The following is a 22,771-nucleotide window of genomic DNA, read 5'->3' as shown; positions in this document are numbered from 1 at the left end:
CGGGTGTCACGGGGGCGGGGCGGGCGGTCAGCAGCGGTCACGCCGGTCGAGGACCCGGAGGTCCTGTGGCGCCGGGACAGAGGCGCGCACCGGGCCGTGCGCGCCGCCCCGGCCTCCGACTGCGGCGATCAGCGCCGCCAGCAGCGCCACCCGGGTCGGGACGGTGTCGACGCGCAGCCACTCCCGCGGCGTGTGGTCGGCGCCGCCGACCGGGCCGAGGCCGTCGAGCACGGGAACACCAGTCCCGGCTATGTAGTTGGCGTCCCCGACACCCCCTGTCGCCGCCGCGCCCAGGCTCAGGCCGAGCGCGGTGGCGGCCTCGCGTGCCCGGCGCAGGATCTCCCGGGAGGCGTCGGTCGCCTCCATCGGCGGGCACTCGTCGAGCTGCCGGACCGCCACGGTGGTGCCCGCGACCGCCGGGCGGGCGGCGGCACCCTCGATGGCACGTCGTGCCGCGGCGAGGCCCGCCGCCGTGGCGGCCCGCACCTCGACGCCGAGTTCGGCCTCGGGGCACACGATGTTGGTACGCGTCCCGGCCCGTACGGTGCCGACGTTGACGGTGACTCCCTCCCACCGCCCGTTGAGGTTCTGCAGTTCGACGACCAGGTGCGCCGCGGCGAGTGCCGCGTTCGCGCCGCGCTCCGGCTCGATGCCGGCGTGTGCGGCACGGCCGGTGACGGTGAGGAGGAAGTCCGCGACGCCCTTGCGAGCGATGACGACGTCGCCGTTCTCCCGGGCGCACTCCAGCGCGAGGGCGACGTCGACCCCCTCGCAGGCGGCCTCGGTGAGCGGGCGGCTGGCGGGCGAGCCGATCTCCTCGTCGCCCGTGGCGACGAACACCAGCTCGGCCCAGTCCTCGCAGCCCGCCTCGGCGAGGACCTCCAGCGCGGTGAGGCCGGCCAGGAGACCGCCCTTGTCGTCGCTGACGCCGGGTCCGTGCGCGCGCGTCTCCTCGACGCGGAAGGGGCGCGCCGCTGCCGTGCCGTCCTCGAAGACGGTGTCCATGTGCGCGGCGAGCAGGACACGGCGGCCCCCCGCGGCCCGGCTGAGAGCGCCGGCCCTGCGGGCGATCAGCACGTCACCGTGGACGTGGCCGCGGGCTTCCGGCCGCCGGTGGCGCTCGACGGTGAAGCCGAGCCGCTCCAGCCGGGCCGCCGTCCAGTCCGCGACGCGGCCGATCCCGCGGGGGCTGTGGGAACCGGAGTCGATCGCGACGAGTGCCGCGAGGTCGGCGAGGAACGCGTCCTGCCGTGCCTGCGCCAGGGCGAGCAGGTCCGTGGGACGGGCGCTCCGACGCGCCGTGGCGGTCACAGGACCTTGGACAGGAACGCGCGTGTGCGTTCCCGCCGCGGGTCGGAGAGGACGGTCCGCGGCTCGCCCGCCTCGACGACGACGCCGTCGTCCATGAAGACGGCCGTGTCGCCGACCTCGCGGGCGAACCCGATCTCGTGCGTGACGACGACCATCGTCATGCCGTCGGCCGCCAGCTGCCTCATCACGTCCAGGACGTCACCCACCAGCTCGGGGTCGAGCGCCGAGGTCGGCTCGTCGAACAGCATCAGCTTCGGCTTCATCGCGAGGGCCCGGGCGATCGCGACGCGCTGCTGCTGGCCTCCGGAGAGCTGGGCGGGGTGGGCACCGGCCTTGTCGGCGAGACCCACCCGGTCCAGCAGTCGGCGGGCGTCCTCGCGCGCCTGTGCCGTGGGCACGCCGGCGACCCTCACCGGCGCCTCCATGATGTTCTCCTCCGCCGTCATGTGCGGGAAGAGGTTGAAACGCTGGAAGACCATGCCGATGTCCCTCCGGCGCAGGGCCACTTCGCGTTCGCGCAGTTCGTAGAGGGTGTCGCCCTGCTGCCGGTGGCCCACGAGGCGGCCGTCGACGGTGAGCCTTCCGCCGTCGACCTTCTCCAGGTGGTTGATGCAGCGCAGGAAGGTCGACTTGCCGGACCCGGAGGGCCCGAGCAGGCAGCACACCTGCCCTCGCTCCACGGTCAGGTCGATGCCCTTGAGGACTTCGAGCTGCCCGAACTGCTTGCGCACGCCCTGTGCGTGCACCATCGGCGCGCTCACCGCGACCGTCTCCTTGCTCTCGTGACGCCCGTGACGCTCGTGACGCCGACGCCGCTCATACCGCTTATGCCGCTGATACCGCTCATGGCGCAAATGCTGCTCATGCCGGGGTGCTGCCCTTCCCGCTCAGGGCCGCCGCGTCCCGGGGCCCGTCCGCCGTCGCGGGGCGCCGGAACGGGCCGGCCGCACCACCGGCGAGCATCCGCCGCAGCACTCCCGCGCCGCCGGCGCGGACGCTGCCGCGGCCATAGCGCCGCTCCAGCCACGACTGCGGGACGGCCAGCAGGCTGACGAGGGCGAGGTACCAGAGGGAAGCCACCACGAGCATCGGAATGACCTGGTAGTTGGCCGCGTAGACCGCCTGGACGTTGGACATCAGGTCGTTGGCCGCGATGACCGAGACGAGCGCGGTCATCTTCAGCATGTTGATCGTCTCGTTGCCCATCGGCGGGATGATGACGCGCATGGCCTGCGGCAGAACGATCCGGCGCATCGTCAGGGCGGGCCGCATGCCCAGCGAGTGCGCGGCCTCCGTCTGTCCGGCGTCGACCGACTGGATGCCGGCCCGGACGATCTCGCTCGCGTACGCCGCCTCGTGCAGCGCGAGGGCCAGCAGCGCGGCGACCGGAGCGGTCAGCAGGCTGTTGGTCTCCGCCTCGAAGAACACGACGTCCGTGAACGGGATCCCTACGGTCACCTTCTGGTACAGGGCCGCCGCGTACCCCCAGAAGATGATCTGCACGAGCAGCGGGGTGCCGCGGAAGAACCAGACGAACAGGCCGGACAGGGCCTTGAGGACCGGGTTCGTCGACAGTCTCATCACGGCCAGCAGGACGCCCAGCACGACGGCCGCGGCCATCGCGCCCGCCGTGAGCCACAGGGTGGTGAGCAGGCCGTCGAAGACGAGGCCGGCGAAGAGGTAGTCACCGACGACGTCCCAGCGCAGGTTCTTGTTGCCGGCGAGCGAGACGCCCAGGGAGACCAGGGCCACGGTGGAGGCCACGGCCGCCGCGGTGCGGCCCCAGTGCCGGACGCGGACGACCTTCAGCTGCTCCGGCGCCGTCCCGTCCGCGCTCGGCGCACCGGGAGGAGCGGTGGTGCTCACGCTCACGTTCACTCCTTGCCGGCGTTGACGGTGGCCTTCTCCAGGGCTATGGAGGCGACGCCGTAGCCGGCACAGATCTTCTCGAGGGTGCCTTCGTCCATCAGCTGCTGGAGCGCCTTCTGGATCGCGTCCCTGAGCTCGGGCAGCTTCTTGGAGACGGCGATGCCGTTCGGGGAGGCGTTGTAGCCGCCCTCGGCCGCGGGGTCGTCGACGACCTCGAACGCTCCGCCGTCGTCGGCGGTCTTGGCGGTCCAGCCGGCGGCCGGTTTGGTGAGGACGTCGGCGACGACCTTGCCGGAGCGCAGGGCCAGCTGGGCATCGGAGTCCTTGGGGAAGGTCTTGATGTCGATGCCGGCGCCGGGGCACTTCTTCGTATGGGCCTTCAGGAGGTCGAGCTGGTTGGTCGCGGCCTGGACGGCGACCGCCTTGCCGCACAGGTCGTCCAGTGTGGTGATCTTCTCCGGGTTGCCCTTCTTCACCATGATCCCGGAGCCGGACTCGGAGTAGTCGACGAAGTCGACGACCGCCTGCCGCTCCTTGCTGTCGGTCATCGCGGAGATCGCGACGTCGAACTTGCCGGCCTGCATCGCCGGCACGATGCCGTCGAACTTCTGCGGTGTGAACGCGAACTCGACGCCGAGCTTCGCGCCGAGGGCCTGCCCGAGGTCGTAGTCGAGACCGGTCAGCTCGGTTCCGCCCTCCTCGACGAACATCTCGAAGGGCGCGTAGGGCACGTCGGTGGCCACGCGGACCTCGCCGGCGTCGGCGATCCGGCTCGGCAGGGACGCGTGGAGCTTCTCGTCGACCTCGATCTCGACGCCGGCGACCGTCTTCGTCGCGGAGGAGCCGGTCTTCGCGGCGGTTTTCGCGGCGGTCTCGCTCCCGGCACCGCCGCAGCCGGACAGCGCGAGCAGCGCGGCGGAGGCGAGGAGAGCCGCCGACGTGTGCCGGGCGGCGGGGGAAGGGGGCATCTTGGCTGTCACGGTCGATCCCTCTCGATGGAGCCAGCAGTTGCGGCGGAGTGCGGGGAGGCCCTCGCCGGCTGACACCCGGGAAGTTACAGCATCACCCTTTCAGTGCCTAGATGTAACGCGCATTACTCAGCGCCGGGGGTTCGCGCGGAGCGACCGAAGCCTCGCCGTCAGCAGGCGTGACCCGTCCTTGCGGGCACACTCACACACGAGGGACACACTGCCGTACGTTACATCTTCCCCGTATGGCGATTCATCTGTACTTTCCATTTCCGAGCCCCCGGCCCGCCCTCGTCACCGGAGCTGCCCGATGTTCAGACACACCGCCGGCACCCTTCCTCTCGCCCTCTCCCTCGCACTGCTGGGCAGCGTCCTCGCAGCCCAGCCGGCCCATGCCGCCGCGACCCGCGACCGGCAGGGCAGCGCCTCGGACGCCTCCCGCTCCTCCTGGTCCGGCCCGGCCCACACGATGAACGGCGCGGGCGCGGTCGTCCCCGCGACGGCGGCCAAGGCGGTCGACGCGATTCGCGGCGGCTCCGGAAGTCTCGACGTCGTCGTCCTCGCGGCCTCCGCCGCCGCCGGCGGGGGCACCCCGGAGTGCGACGACATCATGAGCCTGGCCGGCGTCAACTCGTGCACGACCTGGACCCTGACCACCGCGAAGGACGGGAACAACGCCCGCCTCAACACCGATGTCCGCAACGCCGAGTTCGTCTATTTCACCGGTGGCGACCAGTGCAGGTACGCCGCGTGGAAGTCGACGGCGCTGCGCGACTCGGTCCGCTCGGTGGTCGCCAAGGGCGGCGGCAGCGGGGGCGGCAGCGCCGGCCACCACATCAACTCCTCCGTGGTGTACGACGCGTGCAACGGCAGCGTCTACTCCGACGAGGCGCTGGAAGACCCCTACAACCGCTACATGTCGTTCACCACGGGGATGTTCGACTGGCCGCACTACGGCGGCACGGTGAACGACTCGCACTTCGTGGCCCGCGACCGCATGGGACGCCTGATGGCCTTCACCGCCCGCGCCGTGAAGGACGGACTGACACCGGACGGAAAGGCATGGGGCGTGGGCGTGGAGGAAGGCGGCTCGCTCTACATCGGCCCGGACGGAAAGGCGTCGGTCTCGGGCGAGGACGTCTACGTCGTGCTCGCCGACCACCAGCCGGAGCGGGCGGTGCGCGGCGAACCACTGACATACGAGGGCTTCAAGATCTGGCGCCTGCGCCCGGGCGACACCTACGACTTCGCCGACCGTCCGGCCTGCGGCTACTACCTGCGCAGCGTCCTCGACGGCCGCCCGGACTCCAGCCTCTACAGCGGCACGCCGAGCAGCTGCTGAGCCAGGCCCGGCGGCGAGAGCCGGGCCCGGCGGCGACAGCGGGGCCCGGCGCCCGCCCGGGTCAGGTGTTGAGCTGCCAGACGGCGAGGTTGAGAGCAGCCGCGTAGAGCGTCCACACCGCGTAGGGCACGAGGAGGAGGGACGCGACGGTGTCGACGCGACGGAAGAGCAGCATGGTCGTGCCGAGGGCGGCCAGGAGCAGGCAGATGTCGAGGAACGCGAGTCCGTACTGCCCCGCGCCGAAGAAGAGCGGGGTCCAGGCGAGGTTGAAGGCGAGCTGCGCCCCCCATGCCACGACCTGACCCCTTACGTCCTTGAACGCGCGGCGCCGCCAGGCCAGCCAGGCGGCGAAGGCGATGGTCGCGTAGAGAACGGTCCAGACCGGGCCGAACAGCCAGGACGGCGGCGCCCAGCCGGGGCGGTCCAGCGACCCGTAGACGCTTCCGGCGTCCCCGGCGGCGACAGCCCCCACCGCGGCCACCGCGTAGCACAGGCCGAGCAGCAGGAGCAGGAGCGGCCACCTCGACGGGTGACGAGGACGGGTGACGGCTCGGTGCGCGGTGCCGGCCATGTTCTCTCCCTGCTCGGTCCCTGATCAGCGTCCGGTCGGTGACGCAGGAGAGCGGGTGCCCCGTGATCGGGCAGGCATGCCGGAGCCGGAGGAAACGGGCGCGGCTCCCGGCCGGGCCCCGCGAGCGGACCGCGCGGGGCGCGGCGCCCCGGCAAACGGATGCCTCACGGGGTGGCGTGTTCCGGTCCGGTGACGGAGGGGTCCTCGCGGTGCAGGAAGGTGGCCAGGAGGTCGCCCACGGGGTGGTCGGCTTCGTTGGGGTGACGCAGGGCGACGGTGGGGTCGATGGTGTAGCGGTTGCGGCGGCCGACGCGTTCCCGGGTGAGGTATCCGGCCGCTTCGAGGTCCGCGACGATCAGCTGCACGGCACGTTCGGTGATGCCGATCAGACCGGCGACGTCCCGCAGGCGGGCCTCCGGGTCCTGGGCGAGGGCGATGAGGACGCGGGCGTGGTTGGTCAGGAACGTCCAGTGGGCACCGCGCGGGGAGGGGGGGTTGCTCATGACCTTCAGCATACGAACCCGGCAGCATCACCAGTAGCGTTTCGCGAAAAAATACACCCGAAAATATTTTCACGTAAATCTTGACGGGGATCAGGAGGTCAGTCCACCCTGGAATCCCCCTCCGCCCCCACGGGAAGAGAGCTCGCGATGTCCGCCCACTCGGCCCCGGCGGTCCGTCTGCCGCGCCCGGTGACCGCCCTGCTGACCAACCGTCCCGACGACCTGGCCGTGGTGGACGCCGCGGTCCGGGGACCGACGGGGCTGGACGCCCACAGCCCCGTCGAAGCCGCGGGCCTGCGCGGTGGTCCGCTCGCCCGCGCCGTGGGCGGTGGTCCGCTCGCCCGCGCCGTCACTCCCGCGCTCGGGACGGTGTGCGCCGCGGGGACCGGGCCCGGCGTCCGTCCGAGCGCGGACCGCCCGCACGTCCACCCGGCGGCGTCCGCGCCGTCCTTCGTCCCCCAGGAAGCCGACCAGCCATGAATGAGCTGTCGTTCACCGTCCCGCTGTGGGTGTGGGCCGCGGTCACCCTCGTGATCGCCGTCATGCTCGCCGTCGATCTGGTCGCCCACCGCGACAACCACGTGATCGGCTTCAAGGAGGCGGCGATCTGGTCCGCCGTGTGGATCGCCATCGGCCTCGCCTTCGGCCTGTTCCTGCTGCTGTGGCAGGGCGGGGAGGTCTCCTCCACCTACTACGCGGGCTACCTGATCGAGAAGGCGCTGTCCATCGACAACGTCTTCGTCTTCGCGCTGGTCTTCTCCTTCTTCGCCGTACCCGACGCCTACCAGCACAAGGTTCTGTTCTGGGGTGTCATCGGCGCCCTGGTCTTCCGGCTGGTGTTCATCTTCGTCGGCGCCGAACTGCTCCAGGTGTTCTTCTGGACCGCGTACCTGTTCGGGGCGTTCCTGATCTGGACCGGCTACAAGATGGCCGTCTCCAAGGACGAGGAGATCCACCCCGACCGCAACCCCGTCGTCCGCCTCGTCAGGAAGGTCGTCCCCACCGACGCGAAGTACCACGGCGGAGACTTCTTCACGAAGATCGACGGACGCCGGGTGGCGACCCTGCTGTTCGTGGCCCTGGTCGCGATCGAGGCCACCGACCTGATCTTCGCCGTGGACTCCGTGGCCGCGATCCTGGCGATCACCACCAACACCTTCCTGGTGTGGACGGCGAACGCCTTCGCCGTCCTCGGCCTGCGCAGCCTGTACTTCTGCCTCGCCGGGCTGCTGCGCCGCTTCGCCTATCTGCACTACGGGCTCGCGGTCCTGCTCGCCTTCGCCGGCGTCAAGCTCATCCTGTCCGAGACTCCCGTCGGCAAGCTCCCCATCCCCCTCACCCTGGGCGTCATCGTCACCACCATCACCGTCTCGATCGGCTGGTCCCTGATCGCCACCCGCGGCCGGGACGGCGAGACCACCCCCCACACCGGCCCGCCCCCGCAGGACTCCGGGACCGCCCCGGCGCCCGGCCCCGGGACCACCCCGCACCACCACACGCACGAACCCCCGCCCTGATCACCCGGCCCCGGGGCCGGCCGCCACCTGCCCGGCTCCGCCGCACCGCGGCTCCCCGGCGCCCCCTGCCCCGGCGCCCTCCACCCCGGCCTCGCGCGACGCCGGCGCGGGGGGGCGCCGGCGCGGGGGGGGCGCCGGCGCGGGGGGGCGCCGGCGCGGGGGGGCGCCGGCGCGGGGGGGCGCCGGCGCGGGGGGGCGCCGGGCGCGCTTCGCGCGCGAGGCGGTCACTCGAACCCACCTGTTCGAATATTTGTTCGGTATGGTGGCTTGTATCTGGTCACGGTGGCTGGAAAGGGGTGGTTTGCGGGAGGTGGCCGTATGCGTGCGGACGGTGTGCACCTCCATGTGGCCAGCGGGTTCTCGGCCCGCTACGGCGCTTCTCACCCCCGGGATCTGATCGCCCGGGCGGCGGAGCGGGGGATCGGGACGGTCGCGCTGACGGACCGGGACACGGTCGCCGGCGCGGTGCGGTTCGTGGCGGCCGCGACGGCGGCCGGGGTGCGGCCGGTCCTCGGGGTCGACCTCGCGGTGACCGCCCACTCCCCCGCCCCGGATCCCGCCAGGCGGCGGACGCCGGTCCGCGGCGGGGCGCACGTGGCGCAGGCGCCGCTGCGGGCGGTCCTCCTCGCGCGGGGCGGGGGCGGGTGGGGGCGCCTGTGCCGGATCGTGTCCGCCGCGCACACGGAGGCGGCCCGCACCGGCGGGGTGCCGGCCGCGCCGTGGGAGGCCCTCGCCGAGAACGCGGGCGAGGACGTCGTGGTGCTGCTCGGTCCGGTGTCGGAGCCGGTGCGCGCCCTGGCGGCGGGCCGCCCGGACGTCGCGGAGCGGCTGCTCGGGCCGTGGCGGGAGCTGGCGGGTGAGCGGCTGCGGCTGGAGGTCGTGTGCTGGGGGCTGGACGGGACGGGGCCCGGATCGGTGCGGCTGGCCGCGCGGACCCTCGCGCTGGCGGACCGGGCAGGTGTCCCGGCGGTGCTGTCGAACGCGGTGCGCTACGCCGACGGCTCGCAGCACCGGGTGGCGGACGTGCTGGACGCGGCCCGGCTGCTGCGGCCGGTGGACCGGCGGCGGCTGGACTGCGGACAGCGGTGGCTGAAAGGGCCGGCGGAGATGACGGCGGCGGCGGAGCGGATCTGCGCGGCCGCGGGCTCCGGGCCGGGGCGGGCCGCCCGGCTGCTCGCGGAGACGGCGGCCGTGGCGCGGGCGTGCGTGATCGACCCGGTGGCCGATCTCGGGATCGGACGGGCGCACTTCCCCGAGCCGGAGGTCGTCGGCGCGCCGGGGGGCGCGGGCGGGGCGATGGAGGAGCTGCGGCGGCGGTGCGCGGCGGGGATGGCGGCCCGGGGCCTGGACCGGGACGGGCGGTCGGTGGCGCGGCTGGAGGACGAGCTGGGAGTGATCGGCCGGCTCGGCTACGGCCCGTATTTTCTGGCGGTGGGGCAGGTGGTCGCGGACGTGCGGGCGGCGGGGATCCGGGTCGCGGCCCGCGGGTCGGGGGCGGGGTCGATGGTCTGCCATGTGCTGGGCATCGCGACCGCCAACCCGTTGGACCACAGGCTGCTGTTCGAGCGGTTCCTGTCGGAGCGGCGGGCGTCGCTGCCGGACATCGACCTGGACGTGGAGTCCGCGCGCCGTCTGGAGGTCTACGACATGATCTTCGACCGGTTCGGACGGGAGCGGGTCGCGGTCACCGGGATGCCGGAGACGTACCGGGCGCGGCACGCGCTGCGGGACACGGGGCTCGCCCTCGGGATGGAGCCGGGTGTGGTGGACCGGGTCGCGAAGTCGTTTCCGCACATCCGGGCCTGCGACATCACCAGCGCCCTGGCCGAGCTGCCCGAACTCGCGGGTCTGCGGGAGGAGTCGGCGGGCGGGCGGTTCGGGCCGCTGTGGGAGCTGGCGGAGCAGCTCGATGCGCTGCCGCGCGGGTACGCGATGCATCCGTGCGGCGTGATCCTCTCGGACCGGGGTCTGCTGGGGCGGCTGCCGGTGCAGCCCACCCCGGGCGGGGCGTATCCGATGGTCCAGGCCGACAAGGAGGACGTCGAGGCCCTCGGCCTGGTCAAGCTGGACGTGCTGGGGGTGCGGATGCAGTCGGCGATGGCGCACGCCGTGGCGGAGGTCCGCCGTACGACCGGCCGGCTCCTCGACCTCGACAGCCCGGACCACGTCCCCCTGGAGGACCCGGCCGCCCTCGGCCTGATCCGCCGCAGCGACACGGTGGGGATGTTCCAGCTGGAGTCGCCGGGCCAGCAGGACCTCGTCGGCCGGCTCCAGCCGCGCGGCCTGGCCGACGTGGTCGCGGACATCAGCCTGTTCCGGCCCGGGCCGGTCCAGGGCGGCATGCCCGCCCGGTTCATCGCCGCCCGGCACGGGGCCACCCCCGCGTTCGCGCACCCCGACCTGGAGCCCGTCCTCGCGGACACGTACGGGGTGACGATCTGGCACGAGCAGGTCATCGAGATCCTCTCGGTGATGACCGGCTGCGACAAGGCGCTCGGCGAGATCGCCCGCCGTGCTCTCGCCGACCCCAAACGCCTGCCGAGGATCGAAGCCTGGTTCCGGAAGGCGGCGGGCGGGCGCGGCTACACCCCGGCGGTCCTCGACGAGGTCTGGGACACCGTCAGCAGCTTCGGGGCGTACGGGTTCTGCCGGGCCCATGCGGTGGCCTTCGCAGTGCCCGCCCTCCAGTCCGCGTGGCTGAAGGCCCACCATCCGGCGGCCCTGTACGCGGGGCTTCTGGAGCACGACCCGGGGATGTGGCCCCGGCGGGTGATCGTCGCCGACGCCCGCCGCCACGGCGTGCCCGTCCTCGCGGTCGACGTCGACCGCTCCCGCCCCGCCTACACGGTGGAGGAGACCGGGACCGGCTGGGGGGTGCGGATCTCGCTGTCCTCGGTGAAGGGGATCAGCGAGGAGGAAGTCGCCCGGATCGCCGCCGGGCAGCCGTACACCGGCCTCCAGGATCTGTGGCACCGCGCCCGCCCGGCCCTGCCGACCGCCGAGCGGCTGATCCGCATCGGCGCCCTCGACCGGCACGCCGGCGAGGCGTCCCGCCGCGACCTCCTCCTCCAGGCCGCCGAACTCCACCGCCAGAGCCGCACCCGGCCCTCCCCGGGTCAGCTCCCCCTGGACGACGGGACACCCGTCGTCGCCGGTGCGGCCGGTCTGCGGGAGCTGACCGCCCGTGAGCGCCTGGCCGCCGAGGTCGACACCCTCGGCATCGACGTCACCCGGCACCTCATGGAGGACCACCACCGCCTCCTCGCCGAGATCGGCGCCACCACCGCCACCCGCCTGGCCGCCCTCCACCCCGGACAGCGCGTCCTCGTCGCCGGGGTGCGCGCCTCCACCCAGACCCCGCCCATCGCCTCGGGGAAGCGCGTCATCTTCGTCACCCTGGAGGACGGCACCGGCCTCGTCGACGTCGCCTTCTTCGAGGACTCCCACCCCGCGTGCGCCCACACGGTGTTCCACCACGGGCTCCTCCTCGTGCGGGGAACGGTGGAGGCCCGCGGGCCGCGGCGGACCGTCGTCGGGCAGATGGCCTGGGACCTGGACGCCCTCTCCGCCACCCGCGCGACCCACGGCCCGCAGGCCGTCCTCGACCTCCTCGGCCGCACCACCCCCGCCCCCACCCCCGCCGGGGCCGGCCGCACCGTCACGGACGGCACCACCGGCGCCCGGCTCCACCCCTGGGCCGACCTCCGGGCCCCCGGCACCCGCTCCGCCGACCTGCGCCGCCTCGGCCACACCAGCCCCGGGAGCGCCGGATGACCACTCCCGCCCCGGGCCAGGCGACGGAGCGCCAGCGGGTGCTGCTGCGCATCCACTTCCACCCGACCGACCCCGCCACCCGCTACACCGACCTGCTCGCCGTCCTCGACACCGTCACCGCCCGCGTCGAACCCCACCCCGGGACCTGGTCCGCCGACGCCGACCTCACCGGCGCCCTGCGCTACTGGCAGCGCACCCCGGCCGACCTGATCACCCTGATCCGGCTGCGCCTGCTCGCCCTCCACGCCACGCACAGCACCGCCGGAGCCGGGCCGACGCGCACGGTCGCCGAAGTCGCCGCCGCCACCGCCCCGCCCCACACCGCCCGCACCGTCAGCACGGGCGAGGTCGAGGAGTTCCTCCGGCACCAGCCCGTCGCCGTCCTGCCCGGCATCGGCCCCGCCCGCGTCCGCGCACTGACCCGCTACGGCATCCACACCGCCGGCGACATCACCGCCACCCCCCTGCCCACCCTCCACCGCATCCTCGGCACCGCCCCCGCACGCCTCGCCCACGACCGCGCCCGCGGCCACGACCCCCGGACCGTCACCCCCACCCCCGTCCCGCAGTCCGCGACCGCCGAGCACCACTTCGACCACGACGAACTCGACCCCCACCGGCAGCGCGCCGCCCTGCTCGGCCTCACCCACCACCTCGGTCACCAGCTCCGCAGCCGTGAGCAGGCCGCCGGAGCCCTCACCCTCACCGTCCGCTACGCCGACCGCACCACCACCGCACGCCACAGGACTCTCCCCGAAGCCACCGCCCACACCCCCGCCCTCACCGCCACCGCCTACGCCCTCCACGAGGCCCTCGGCCTCCAACGCGCCCGCGTCCGCGCCCTCACCCTCCGCGCGACCGGCCTCCGCCCTGCGGCAGAGACGGCCCGGCAGCTCCTCCTCGATCCCACCGACGACCGCGCCCGCCACCTCGAAGCCGCCGCCGACCGCGCCCGCGCCCGCTACGGGCCGGCCGCCGTCAGGGCCGCCACCCTCGCCTCGTGACCCGTCACCGCCGCCGCCACGGCGGCGACGCCGGAGCGGGCGGAGAGCCGCTGCCGGGCCTTGAGGCCATGGTCCCGGGTGCGCGGGTGCGCGCGGGCACGGCCTGTCGCGCCACGGTGATGATCGCCACGGGACCAGAATGGAACGGCGCGCCGGGGATCCGCCTCTTCGGTGCCGTACCGAAGGTCCGGGCCCGGGCCGCGCAGGTCCGCGATGCCGGACATCCCGAAAGGCAGTGGTGACATGGCCGCCGACGCATCGAGCGTCACCGTCGCGGACGAGGGGGGCGGCGACGACGCCCCGAAGCGGCGGCCCGGCCCCCTGCCGGCCCGATGGGCGCGCCGGTGGCCGCTCGCCCTGGCCGCCCTGCCGCTGGCGCTGCTGGCCCTGGCCTCCTGGTACGGACGCCACGTCCGGCCCAGCGCCGACGAGTGGTGCTTCATCCCGGTGGTGCGCGACGACGGGATCGCCGGGCTGGTGGGGAAGTTCTGGTTCACGGACAACGGCCGGCTGGCCAACGGCCTGCTGGTGGGCCTCTACACGAAGTTCCCGGTCGCCGGGCACCAGTGGTACGGGCCGGTCAGCGGTGTGCTGATGCTCGTACTGCTGTGGGCGGTGGCCGTGTCGGTGCTGCGCCGGGCGGGCCTGTCCGCGCCGCGCGGGGTGCCGCTGCTGGTCGCGTCGATGGTGACGGCGGTGTTCCTGTTCGCCACGCCCAACACGTACAAGACCTTCTACTGGCCGGCCGCTTCGGTGTCGCACACCCTGGCGCCGGTGCTGGCGCTGGCGGCGGTGCTGCCCTTGCTCGGCGTCCGCGCGGGCCGCGCGGGCCGGCGCGGCCGGGTGGCGGCTCTCGTCCTGGCCGCGGTGGCGGGGGTGTTCCTGGGGACGCTCTCGGAGGAGGCGTCGGTCGTCTCGCTGGTGGTGCTGTCGGCGGTGGTGCTGTGCGCGGGGCGGGCGGCGGTGGCGCGGGCCGGGCGGTACGTCCGGGTGTGGGCGCTCACGGGCATGGCCGGGATCGCGGCGGGGACGCTGATGCTGGTGCTGTCGCCGGGCTCGCGCAACCGGCGGGAGCGGTACGGCGCGCAGAGTGTGTCCATGCTCGCGCCGGACTCGCTGACGGGCTCGCTGCGGGGGTACGTGGAGATCCTGGCGACCGTGCTGACGTCCTGGCAGTACGCCGGGGCGGTGGCCGCGGGTGTGCTGCTGGGGCTGGTGGCACGGCGGACGCCGGACGCGGCAGCCTCCCCGGTGCCGCGGCCGGTGCGCCCGGGGCCGCTGCTGGGGATCGGCGCGGCGGCGTTCCTGGTGAGCGGCTTCCTGTGCACGGTGATCACGTATCCGGTGTTCGGCGCGCAGGTGGTGACGGCGCACCGCACCTGGAACGACTATCTGCTGCTGTTCGTCGTCCTGCTGACGGCGGCGGGCGCGTTCGCGGGGCGGGCCCTGCGGGAGCGGGCGGCGGGTGCCCGTCTGCCGTTCCGGCCCGCGGCCGTGCTGGCCGGGGCGGTGTGCGCGGTGACGGTCCTCGCACTCGCCGTGCCGCTGGTGTCCCTGGGGCAGGACATGCGGGTCCGGGCCGAGCGCTGGGACCGCCAGGACCGGTTCCTGCGCGAGGGCGCGGCGGCGGGGGCGCGTCAACTGCCCTACACCCCGCTGTCGGTGGGGCGGATGCTGGAGCCGTTCGCCGACCAGGGGCGCCGGACGTGGCCCGCGCAGTGCGTGGCCGACTACTACCACCTGGACCGGGTGACGTACTCGCGCACCCTGCCGTGACGCGCCCGGCACGGTGAGGGGGCGGTCAGCTCCTGGTGTCCGGCGCGTGCCGGGCCCTACCCCGTTGCGCGCGCGAGGAGTTGGAGCAGTCCCGTCAGGGCCACGCCGGTCACGATCTGCCGGGAGTCGATGAGGGACTGGACGCGGTCCAGGGGCACCCATTCGATGCGGTCCGCCTCGTGGGTGTCGACCGGGTCGGCGACGCGGCGGGCGGAGCGGGCCAGATAGAGGTGGTGGACGGCGTCGCACATCCCGCTGATGGGCTCGATGTACGCGAGGGGCGTGAGCCGGTCCGGGGCGACGGCGTAGCCGGTCTCCTCCAGGACCTCGCGCAGGGCGGCCGCCTCGGGGGCCTCGCCCGGTTCCACGATGCCGCTGGGGATCTCCCAGGACCAGGAGCCGGTGGCGAAGCGGTGGCGCCACATCAGGAGCACGTTCGGGCCGCCGTCGTCGCCGCCGCCACCGTCGCTGCCACCGCCGTCGCCGTCGTCGAGGAGGACGACGGCGACCACCGGCGACACCTTCACCAGGTGGTGCTCGTAGCGGGCCCGGCCGGGGGGCTCGACGTCGACGAGGTCGAGCGACACCCAGGGGCTCGTGTAGACGGAACGGTGCCCGTGGACGGCCCATTCGCTGCGGTTGATCTGCATGGCGGCCACCTTCGCACAGCGGCCGGGAGCACCGGCGGACGGCCCGTCAGCGGCTCCAGGCGGCCGCACGCGCGGCGAGCTCGGGAACGGCCGCGGACTCGGGGCCGGCCGCGGACTCGGTCCCCGGCCGGCCCGCGCCGCCGGTCTCCCGGATCACGTAGTGCGGGCGGCGCTTGGACTCGTGGTAGATACGGCCCACGTACTCCCCGATGACGCCCAGGGTCGCGAGCTGGATGCCGCCGAGGCCGACGACGGCGGTGATCAGGGTGGCGTAGCCGGGGGTTCCGACGCCGAACAGCAGGGCGCTGGACACGATCCACAGCGCGTAGGCGAGGGCGGAGACCAGCAGCCACAGGCCGGTGTGGATGGCGAGCCGCAGGGGGCGGCTGTTGAAGGAGAGCAGCCCGTCGATGCCGTAGTTGAGCAGCCGCCGGCCGCCCCACTTCGACCGGCCCGCCGCCCGATCGACGTTGGTGTAGTCGAAGCTCACGGTGTCGAAGCCGATCCACGAGAACAGCCCCTTGGAGAACCGGTTGGTCTCGGGCATCGCCAGCACCGCTCCGACGGCGCGCCGCGACAGGAGGCGGAAGTCGCCCGCGCCGTCGACGACTTCGACGTCCATGCAGCGCCGGACCAGGCGGTAGTAGGCGCGGCTGAGCGCGGAGCGCACGGCGCCCTCGCCGGTGCGGTCACGGCGGGCGACGACCTGGTCGTAGCCGTGGCGGTGCAGTTCGAGCATCCTCGGGATCAGCTCGGGCGGGTGCTGGAGGTCCGCGTCCATCAGGACGACCACGTCCCCGTGGGACATGCGCAGTCCGGCGAGCATCGCCGCCTCCTTGCCGAAGTTCCGGCTGAAGGAGGTGTAGCGGACGCGGGGGTCGGCCGCGGCGATGCCCTTGAGGAGCAGGCGCGTCCGGTCGGCGCTGCCGTCGTCGACGTAGCAGATCTCGAAGCTCGTCCCGGTCGGCTCCAGAGCGGCGACGAGGGTCCGGTGGAACTCCTCGACGACCTCGCTCTCGTTGAAGCACGGCACGACGACCGACGTGACGACCGGAGCTGGGACCGTTGTCATCTCTCTCCATGCGCTGTGGTGCTGCCGGCGGGCCGCGCGGCGGCGCTGCCCGTTGCATGGAGGGAAGAGGGCCGTCGGTCCGTCGAGGTTGCCTCCATGGTGCGGCGGGGGCGGTCCGGTCGGCGGGAACGGCGTGCCTGCGGCGCGTCGGCGGGACGGCATCCCAGCGTCAGGCTTCGCGCCTGCGCAGCAGGACCGCCGCGCAGAGGGCCGCGAGGGCGAGGGCGCCCGCCACTCCCCCGGCGACGATGCCGACGCTGTCGTCGATGTCCCGTCCGGCGGAGGCGGGTGCGGGCCGGGGCGCGGGGGCGGCCGCGTTGCCGACGGGCGGGGCGGCGGCCTCCCCGTCGCCGGACGCTTCCGGGGTCGGCGCGGGCGGCGGCTCGGACTCGGACTCGGAGGGACCCGGCGAAGGGAGCGGGACGGGGGGCGGCTCGGCGCTCGCGGGCGGCTCGGCGGGGCGGGAGGGGGCGCCGGCACCGGACCCGTCGCCGCCGGGGGCGTCACCGTCGCCCGGGGTGAGGATCACGTCCGAGCAGGAGTAGTACGTGTCGGGGGTGTCCGAGTTGCGCCAGATCGTGTACATGACATGGCGTCCCGTCAGGCCCTCGGGCAGGCGGACGCCGAAGCGGTACGCACCCCGGACGAGGGCCGGGTCCCGCACGGTGACCAGGGGCCGCGCCACCAGGTCGGACCAGCGCAGCGGGGTGCGGGGGTCGTACCCGGGGCGGGTGATGTGGACGGCGAAGGCGCCCCGGTGCGGGATGGTGGAGCGGTAGGCCATGGTGAGTTCGCCGCCCGCCTCCAGGGGTGTGGCGGGCCAGTCCCGGCGGGCGAGGTCGAGCCCGCGGTAGGCGTCGAGCCCGGCACTGCACAGCTGTCCGTCGGGAATCACCCGGCGGTCGCGCCCGGCCACTCCGGCGACGCGGATGTTGTCCCAGGCGCGGAACTCCACTCCCCCGTTGGCGTCGACGGCGGCCCGGCAGGCGGCCGTGGCGCGCAGGTCGGGGCCGCCCGCGCCGCAGGCGGCGGCGCGGCTGACGGGATCGGTGGGGGCGCCGTGCGCGGCGGCGGGGCCCGCGGCAGGGGCGAGGAGGAGGGCGGGCACGGCGGCGGTGGCCGCGAGGACTGCGGCGACTCGGTGCTTCACGGGGCGGACCTCCTGCGGGACGACGGTCGAGGAGCAGTACGGGGGGCGGGGGCGGGATGTTCAGCCGGGAGCCGCCGGTTCCCGTCGGCGCGGGCGGGGCGCTCGGCCTCTTTTGCCGGAACGGCGGCGCGGCCTCCCCATTTTTCGTTTCTCGGAATATATTTTCCGTATGACGGATTGCGTGGGTGGGGTGGCGGCGGCACCGGAGGGGACGGCCGCCGCCGGGGAGCCCGGTCTCGGGCGGCGTGCGGTGGCGGAGTTCATGGGCACGGCGGCGCTCGTCACGGTGGTGGTGGGCTCCGGAATCCGCGCGGAGGCCCTGAGCGCCGACCCGGGGGTGGCACTGCTGGCGAACACGCTGGCCTCGGCGATCGGGCTCGGGCTGCTGGTCGCCCTGCTCGGACCGGTCTCGGGCGGCCACCTCAATCCCGTGGTGACCCTGGCGGCCTGGTGGTCCGGGCGACGGCGTTCCGTCTCCGGCTCCCTCTCCGTCTCCGGCTCCGGGGTGGCGGGCACCGGAGGCTGGGTGCCGTGGTACGTGGTGGCGCAGGTCGCGGGAGCCGTGGCCGGGGCCCTGCTCGCGGACCTCATGTTCGGCCGCGCGCCGGGTATCTGGTCGCGGCAGGTCCGCTCGGAGGGTCATCTGCTGGTCGGGGAGACCGTGGCCACGGCGGGGCTGGTGCTGCTGATCGCCGGTCTGCGGCGGACCGGGCGGGCGAGGTGGACGGCGCCGGCGGTCGCGGCCTATCTGGCGGCGGCGATCTGGTTCACGTCCTCGGGCTCGTTCGCCAACCCGGCCGCGGCACTGGGCAGATCGCTCTCCGACTCCTTCGCGGGCATCGCTCCGGTGTCGCTGCCCGGCTTCGTCGCGGCACAACTCCTCGGCGGGGTGCTGGGGCTGGCGCTGACGGCGGCGGTGTACGGGCGGGAGCGGGCACCCGCCCGCCGGAGCGCCGGGGGCTCAGCGGCGGATGTCCGCGACGACCGGCAGATGGTCGCTGCCGGTGCGGGGCAGCGTGCGGACGGAGGTGACGGTCGCGCCGCGGGCCAGGATCTGGTCGATCCGCGCGATGGGGAAGGACGCGGGCCAGCTGAACGCCATGCCGGGGCCGTCGACGCCGAGACCTGAGGTGAGCGGGTCGAGCCCCCGGTCGTCCAGAGTGCCGTTGAGGTCGCCGAGCAGGATCACCGTCCCGGCCCTCTCCTCGGCGAGTGCCGCGCCGAGCAGCCTCGCGCTCTCGTCCCGGGGACCGGAGCTCATACCGCCGGGGCCGAGGCGCAGCGAGGGCAGATGGGCGACGTAGACGGCGATGTCGCCGCCGGGCGCCCGGAGGGTGGCGCGCAGGCCCCGGTTCCAGCCCGGTCCGATGCCGGACGGCCGGATGTCGACGGGCCGCACCTCCGTCAGCGGGTGCACCGACCAGAGGCCGACGGTGCCGACGACGGCGTGGTGCGGGTAGTCGGGTGCGAGCGTACGGCGGTAGGCGGGCAGGGCCGGTGGGGTCACCTCCTCCAGGGCGATGAGCTGGGGGCCGGCGTCGGCGAGGGCGCGTGCGGTGGCGGCCGGGTCGGGGTTCACATCGCTGACGTTGTGCTGCACGGCGACCAGGTCCGGCTTCCCACCGCTCGCGGGCAGGAGCAGCGGGCCGAACAGGACGAGCCACGCGGCGGCGGGCAGGGCGGTGGCGGCCGCGGCGAGGGCGCTGCGGCGCAGCAGGGCGACGAGGAGCAGGACGGGGACGGCGAGGCCGAGCCAGGGCAGGAAGGTCTCCAGCAGACTGCCCAGCCGGGGGCCCGCGTTGGGGACGAGGCCGTGGCCGGCGAGCAGGAGCGCGAGGAGGGCCGCGCAGGCGGCGGTGACGCGGCCGCGGCGCGGGGCGGCCGGGCGGGCCGCCGCGGCACGGGGGCCGGGGCCGGGGGCGGTGCCGGCGGCGTCGCGGCTGGTGGCATCGGGCGCCTCGGCCGGGCGGGGGCCGGCCTGGCGGGGGTCGGCCGCCCCGGTGCCACGGGCTCCGGCGTCGCCGTCGACGGCGTCGCCCTCGACGGCGTCGGCGGCACCGCGCGCCGCAGCACCGTTCGCTCCGGCACCGTCCGTCGCGGCACCGCCTGTCCCGGCACCGCCCTGGCCGGCCTTGCCCGCGCCGGGGTCGGCGGCACCGCCCTGGCCGGCGTCGCCCGCGCCGGCAGTCCCCGCGTCCGTGTCCCCGGTGTCGCTCATCCGTGCCTCGCCCCCGTGATCGTCGGCCCTGGCCGCGATCCTGTCAGACCGCCCCGGCCGATCCCGCGACCGCCCGGGCCGCTTCCGTGCCGGGGTCAGTCGCGCCGCGCGACGAGGAGGCGGGCGCGCGGGGAGCCGTCCGGCAGGCTGCCGAGGCCGGGCAGGGGCACGAGAGCGACGGTGAAGCCCGTGCGCTCCAGGTCGGCGAGGACCCCGGAGAGCGGGAAGGTCCGGTAGTACATGATGAACTTCGGCCGCCAGAGCGCGTTCCGAACGCGCATCGCGGCATCGAAGCCGAACAGCGTCCAGTAGAGCCGGGTCCGGGGGCCGGGCGGGGCCAGGACCGGGAAGGCGAACCGGCCGCCGGGGCGCAGCGCCGCGTACACCTGGGCGAAGAGGGCCGGGCGTTCGGCGGGCAGGAAGTGCCCGAACGCGCCGAAGCTCACGGCGAGGTCGAACACCTCCCGGAAGGGCAGGGCGCGCGCGTCCGCCTGGACCCAGTCGAGGCGGGGCGCGGGGCCCGTGCGGGCGGGACCGGCTCCCTCCGGGTCCGCGGCGGCCCGCTCCCGGGCCCGGGCGAGCATCCCGGCGCTGAAGTCGACACCGGTCACACGTTCCCCGCACAGCTCGCCGAGGACGCGGACCCCCGCTCCCGTGCCGCAGCAGACGTCCAGTCCCCGGGCGAACGGGCCGTAGGGGCGCAGCGCCTCGGTCACCGGATCGAGGACCGCGTCCGGCGTCCGGAACGGGGTGGCGTCGAACTTGGGCGCGAGGAGGTCGTAGCCGCGCCGGGTGGAGGAGAGAGCCTGCACGGCGAGCTCTCCGAACGTGGGGCCCTGTGGGGTGAACACCGGGCCCAGCCTAGTCCCCACGGGTGTCCGGCCGGGCGCGAAGGACAGCACCGGACCGGGCGGGAGAAGCAGCACCGGACCCACATCTCGTCCTGTTGACGACAAGAGGCTTCCCTCGATATCGTCACGACGACGAAAAGGGAGTCCTTCCATGGCCGACATCACCACCCGCTTCGGCTGGCGCCATCTGCGCGCCGCGCCCACCGCACACATCCGGCACCACCGCCGTGGGCGCCTCGTCCACGACGGTCCGGGGCTGAGCTTCTGGTTCCGCCCGCTGACCGCCGCCCTGTCGGAGGTGCCGGTGGACGACCGGGAGCTCTCGGTCTCGTTCCACGCCCGGACCTCGGACTTCCAGGACGTCGGCGTCCAGGCCACGGTGACGTACCGGATCCACGACCCGGAGACGGCCGCCGCGCGCCTGGACTTCTCCATCGACCCGGACTCGGGCGCCTGGCGGGGCGCGCCGCTGGAGCAGATCGCGACGCTGCTCACCGAGACCGCCCAGCAGCACGCGCTCGACGTCCTCGCGGGCACGCCGCTCGCCTCGGCCCTCGCGGACGGGGTGGCGGTGCTGCGCGAGCGGGTCGGGCAGGGGCTCGCGGCGGAACCCCGGCTGCCCGCGACGGGCATCGAGGTGGTCGCCGTCCGGGTGGTCGCCGTCCGCCCCGAACCGGAGGTGGAGCGCGCGTTGCGCACCCCGGCGCGCGAGCGGATCCAGCAGGAGGCCGACCGCGCCACCTACGAGCGCCGGGCCGTCGCCGTGGAACGCGAACGCGCCATCGCCGAGAACGAACTCGCCAGCAGGATCGAACTGGCCCGGCGCGAGGAGCAGTTGGTCGAGCAGAACGGGGCCAACGCGCGCCGCCAGGCGGAGGAGGCCGCGGCGGCGGACGGCGTCCGGGCGCAGGCGGAGGCCACGCGGACCGTGCGGCTGGCCCGCGCCGAGGCCGAGGCCGCCCAGCAGACCGGCGCGGCGCGCGCCGAGGCCCAGGCGGCGTGGCTGCGGGTGCACGCGGCGGTCGACGCGTCGACGCTGCACGCCCTCGCGGTCACCCGGCTCGCGGAGAACCTGCCGCGGGTCGACAGCCTCACGCTCTCCCCGGACGTGCTCACGGGGCTGCTCGCGAAGCTGGGCGCGGCGGACGGCGGCGGCCTCGCGGGCAGCGGCGGCGCGGGCGAGGCGGGACACGGACGGACGGCGCGGCCGTGAGCCTCGCGCCCCGGGCCGTCCTGGTCCACCGCACCACCGAGTACGAGGAGCTGCTGGCCCGGCACGGCACCCACGGGCAGGCGGAGTTCTTCCTCGCGAGCCGCGGCCGTGAGATCCGGGAGGTGGCCGAGCGCCACCACCGGGTGCGGCAGGCGGTGGCGGACGCGGCCGCCGCGATCCCGCTCGCGTGGCGCCGGGCCCGGGTCGAACGGGCCGGTCTCGACCGCTTCCTGTTCGCCCCGGAGGACGTGGTGATCGTGGTGGGGCAGGACGGTCTCGTCGCCAACGCGGCCAAGTACCTGACCGGGCAGCCGGTCGTGGGCATCGATCCGGAACCCGGCCGGAATCCGGGGGTGCTGGTGCGGCACCGGGTGCGTGACGCGGCCCGGCTGCTGACGGCGGCGGTCACCGCCGGTGCCCGGACCGAGGACCTGGCGATGGTGGAGGCGGTCACGGACGACACCCAGCGGCTGGTGGCCCTCAACGAGATCTACCTCGGCAGGCCGGGCCACCAGTCCGCGCGCTACCGCATCGGCCCGGACGCCGGCGCGGCGCGGACCACGGCCCGGGAGATGAGCCGGGGCGGGGACGCGACGCAGGCCGGGAAGGAGGACACGGACGCGGAAGGGGACGAGGCCCAGGCGTCCTCCGGGGTCCTGGTCGGGACGGGCACGGGCGCCACGGGCTGGCTGCGCTCGCTGTGGCGGGAACGCGGCGGCGCTCCGGCGCTGCCCGGGCCCGCCGAGCGCCGGCTGGTCTGGTTCGTGCGCGAGGCGTGGCCGTCCCCCACGACCGGGGCCACCCGGGTCGCGGGCTCACTCGCGGGAGCCGAGCGCCTGCGGGTCACCGTGGAGAGCGACCGGCTGGTGGTGTTCGGCGACGGGATGGAGAGCGACGCGCTGGAGGTGACCTGGGGGCAGACGGTGCGCTTCGGCCTCTGCGCGACGGCGCTGCGCCTGCTGGTCTGAGCGGCGGCGGGCCG

The 22,771-nt window shown here is 74.7% G+C and carries 19 protein-coding genes and 1 pseudogene; 9 read left to right on the top strand and 11 right to left on the bottom strand.

All coding sequences use genetic code 11. The features are described 5' to 3' along the window. Positions 1-27 precede the first annotated feature (27 nt). The 4 genes from C593_RS0121075 to C593_RS0121060 form a co-directional block, all read right to left on the bottom strand. Complete coding sequence (locus C593_RS0121075) at positions 28-1,311, bottom strand: M20/M25/M40 family metallo-hydrolase (protein ID WP_018849298.1); 1,284 nt, start codon at positions 1,309-1,311, stop codon at positions 28-30. Continuing rightward, a complete protein-coding gene (locus C593_RS0121070; RefSeq protein ID WP_018849297.1) occupies positions 1,308-2,060 on the bottom strand; it encodes an amino acid ABC transporter ATP-binding protein in 753 nt (250 codons plus the stop codon). The genes C593_RS0121075 and C593_RS0121070 overlap by 4 nt, the downstream gene beginning before the upstream one ends. 112 nt (positions 2,061-2,172) lie before the next feature. Further along, complete coding sequence (locus tag C593_RS0121065; RefSeq protein WP_018849296.1) at positions 2,173-3,183, bottom strand: ABC transporter permease subunit; 1,011 nt, start codon at positions 3,181-3,183, stop codon at positions 2,173-2,175. A gap of 2 nt (positions 3,184-3,185) precedes the next feature. Then, entirely contained in the window at positions 3,186-4,160 is a 975-nt protein-coding gene (locus C593_RS0121060; RefSeq protein WP_018849295.1) for an ABC transporter substrate-binding protein, read from the bottom strand. 298 nt (positions 4,161-4,458) lie between these two features. Between C593_RS0121060 and C593_RS30105 the strand changes: the two genes are divergently transcribed. Beyond that, complete coding sequence (locus tag C593_RS30105; RefSeq protein ID WP_018849294.1) at positions 4,459-5,490, top strand: hypothetical protein; 1,032 nt, start codon at positions 4,459-4,461, stop codon at positions 5,488-5,490. A 61-nt stretch (positions 5,491-5,551) separates the two neighbouring features. Here C593_RS30105 and C593_RS0121050 read toward each other — a convergent pair whose 3' ends face one another. Both C593_RS0121050 and C593_RS0121045 read right to left on the bottom strand, forming a co-directional pair. Then, positions 5,552-6,061, bottom strand: coding sequence for a TspO/MBR family protein (locus C593_RS0121050; RefSeq protein WP_018849293.1), 510 nt, complete (start codon positions 6,059-6,061; stop codon positions 5,552-5,554). Between the two features lie 164 nt (positions 6,062-6,225). Further along, positions 6,226-6,564 carry a winged helix-turn-helix domain-containing protein gene (locus C593_RS0121045; RefSeq protein WP_106434720.1) on the bottom strand — a complete coding sequence of 113 codons (339 nt, stop codon included), beginning with the start codon at positions 6,562-6,564 and terminating at the stop codon, positions 6,226-6,228. 147 nt (positions 6,565-6,711) lie between these two features. Between C593_RS0121045 and C593_RS0121040 the strand changes: the two genes are divergently transcribed. The 5 genes from C593_RS0121040 to C593_RS0121015 all read left to right on the top strand — a co-directional run bounded on the left by C593_RS0121040 (position 6,712) and on the right by C593_RS0121015 (position 14,635). After that, a complete protein-coding gene (locus C593_RS0121040; RefSeq protein WP_018849291.1) occupies positions 6,712-7,044 on the top strand; it encodes a hypothetical protein in 333 nt (110 codons plus the stop codon). Continuing rightward, positions 7,041-8,081, top strand: a complete 1,041-nt coding sequence (locus C593_RS0121035) for a TerC family protein (RefSeq protein ID WP_018849290.1) — start codon at positions 7,041-7,043, stop codon at positions 8,079-8,081. Before C593_RS0121040 ends, C593_RS0121035 begins: the two co-directional genes overlap by 4 nt. A 318-nt stretch (positions 8,082-8,399) precedes the next feature. Continuing rightward, complete coding sequence (locus tag C593_RS0121030; RefSeq protein ID WP_018849289.1) at positions 8,400-11,855, top strand: DNA polymerase III subunit alpha; 3,456 nt, start codon at positions 8,400-8,402, stop codon at positions 11,853-11,855. Further along, complete coding sequence (locus C593_RS0121025; RefSeq protein WP_018849288.1) at positions 11,852-12,859, top strand: DinB/UmuC family translesion DNA polymerase; 1,008 nt, start codon at positions 11,852-11,854, stop codon at positions 12,857-12,859. The genes C593_RS0121030 and C593_RS0121025 overlap by 4 nt, the downstream gene beginning before the upstream one ends. A 243-nt stretch (positions 12,860-13,102) precedes the next feature. Further along, the gene (locus C593_RS0121015; RefSeq protein WP_018849286.1) at positions 13,103-14,635 is read left to right on the top strand and encodes a DUF6056 family protein; all 1,533 of its coding nucleotides are present in this window, start codon (positions 13,103-13,105) and stop codon (positions 14,633-14,635) included. 56 nt (positions 14,636-14,691) lie between these two features. On the opposite strand, the gene C593_RS0121010 is transcribed toward C593_RS0121015, so the two are convergent. The 3 genes from C593_RS0121010 to C593_RS0121000 form a co-directional block, all read right to left on the bottom strand. Beyond that, positions 14,692-15,285 (bottom strand): NUDIX hydrolase, encoded by a 594-nt coding sequence (locus tag C593_RS0121010; RefSeq protein WP_018849285.1) that lies wholly within the window; start codon positions 15,283-15,285, stop codon positions 14,692-14,694. A 46-nt stretch (positions 15,286-15,331) separates the two neighbouring features. Beyond that, positions 15,332-16,357: a glycosyltransferase family 2 protein gene (locus C593_RS30100; RefSeq protein ID WP_018849284.1), complete on the bottom strand. Its 1,026-nt coding sequence runs from the start codon at positions 16,355-16,357 to the stop codon at positions 15,332-15,334. A gap of 169 nt (positions 16,358-16,526) precedes the next feature. Beyond that, entirely contained in the window at positions 16,527-17,507 is a 981-nt protein-coding gene (locus C593_RS0121000) for a lytic polysaccharide monooxygenase (RefSeq protein ID WP_018849283.1), read from the bottom strand. A 169-nt stretch (positions 17,508-17,676) separates the two neighbouring features. On the opposite strand from C593_RS0121000, the pseudogene C593_RS31900 reads away from it, so the two are divergent. Beyond that, positions 17,677-18,171, top strand: a pseudogene (locus tag C593_RS31900) (aquaporin); the annotation flags it as partial. 297 nt (positions 18,172-18,468) lie between these two features. On the opposite strand, the gene C593_RS32620 reads toward C593_RS31900, so the two are convergent. Together C593_RS32620 and C593_RS0120985 are read right to left on the bottom strand one after the other, a co-directional pair. Next, complete coding sequence (locus tag C593_RS32620; RefSeq protein ID WP_037746585.1) at positions 18,469-19,335, bottom strand: endonuclease/exonuclease/phosphatase family protein; 867 nt, start codon at positions 19,333-19,335, stop codon at positions 18,469-18,471. 485 nt (positions 19,336-19,820) lie between these two features. Beyond that, positions 19,821-20,576, bottom strand: coding sequence for a class I SAM-dependent methyltransferase (locus C593_RS0120985; protein WP_018849280.1), 756 nt, complete (start codon positions 20,574-20,576; stop codon positions 19,821-19,823). Between the two features lie 151 nt (positions 20,577-20,727). On the opposite strand from C593_RS0120985, the gene C593_RS0120980 reads away from it, so the two are divergent. Together C593_RS0120980 and C593_RS0120975 are read left to right on the top strand one after the other, a co-directional pair. Then, on the top strand, positions 20,728-21,789 hold the full coding sequence (locus C593_RS0120980; RefSeq protein ID WP_018849279.1) for an SPFH domain-containing protein: 1,062 nt from the start codon (positions 20,728-20,730) through the stop codon (positions 21,787-21,789). After that, on the top strand, positions 21,786-22,757 hold the full coding sequence (locus C593_RS0120975; protein WP_018849278.1) for a hypothetical protein: 972 nt from the start codon (positions 21,786-21,788) through the stop codon (positions 22,755-22,757). Before C593_RS0120980 ends, C593_RS0120975 begins: the two co-directional genes overlap by 4 nt. Positions 22,758-22,771: the final 14 nt, after the last annotated feature.

The organism is Streptomyces sp. CNT372, from assembly GCF_000377145.1.
Note: the sequence above shows the minus strand (reverse complement) of the source record. Positions and strands in the feature narration are given on the sequence as shown.

Excerpts from the sequence above, each read along its gene's own strand:
- C593_RS0121070 (WP_018849297.1), bottom strand. The coding sequence starts at position 2,060 with ATGGTGCACGCACAGGGCGTGCGCAAGCAGTTCGGGCAGCTCGAAGTC.
- C593_RS30105 (WP_018849294.1), top strand. The coding sequence starts at position 4,459 with ATGTTCAGACACACCGCCGGCACCCTTCCTCTCGCCCTCTCCCTCGCA.
- C593_RS0121050 (WP_018849293.1), bottom strand. The coding sequence starts at position 6,061 with ATGGCCGGCACCGCGCACCGAGCCGTCACCCGTCCTCGTCACCCGTCG.
- C593_RS0121045 (WP_106434720.1), bottom strand. The coding sequence starts at position 6,564 with ATGAGCAACCCCCCCTCCCCGCGCGGTGCCCACTGGACGTTCCTGACC.
- C593_RS0121040 (WP_018849291.1), top strand. The coding sequence starts at position 6,712 with ATGTCCGCCCACTCGGCCCCGGCGGTCCGTCTGCCGCGCCCGGTGACC.
- C593_RS0121035 (WP_018849290.1), top strand. The coding sequence starts at position 7,041 with ATGAATGAGCTGTCGTTCACCGTCCCGCTGTGGGTGTGGGCCGCGGTC.
- C593_RS0121030 (WP_018849289.1), top strand. The coding sequence starts at position 8,400 with ATGCGTGCGGACGGTGTGCACCTCCATGTGGCCAGCGGGTTCTCGGCC.
- C593_RS0121025 (WP_018849288.1), top strand. The coding sequence starts at position 11,852 with ATGACCACTCCCGCCCCGGGCCAGGCGACGGAGCGCCAGCGGGTGCTG.
- C593_RS0121015 (WP_018849286.1), top strand. The coding sequence starts at position 13,103 with ATGGCCGCCGACGCATCGAGCGTCACCGTCGCGGACGAGGGGGGCGGC.
- C593_RS0121010 (WP_018849285.1), bottom strand. The coding sequence starts at position 15,285 with ATGCAGATCAACCGCAGCGAATGGGCCGTCCACGGGCACCGTTCCGTC.
- C593_RS30100 (WP_018849284.1), bottom strand. The coding sequence starts at position 16,357 with ATGACAACGGTCCCAGCTCCGGTCGTCACGTCGGTCGTCGTGCCGTGC.
- C593_RS0120980 (WP_018849279.1), top strand. The coding sequence starts at position 20,728 with ATGGCCGACATCACCACCCGCTTCGGCTGGCGCCATCTGCGCGCCGCG.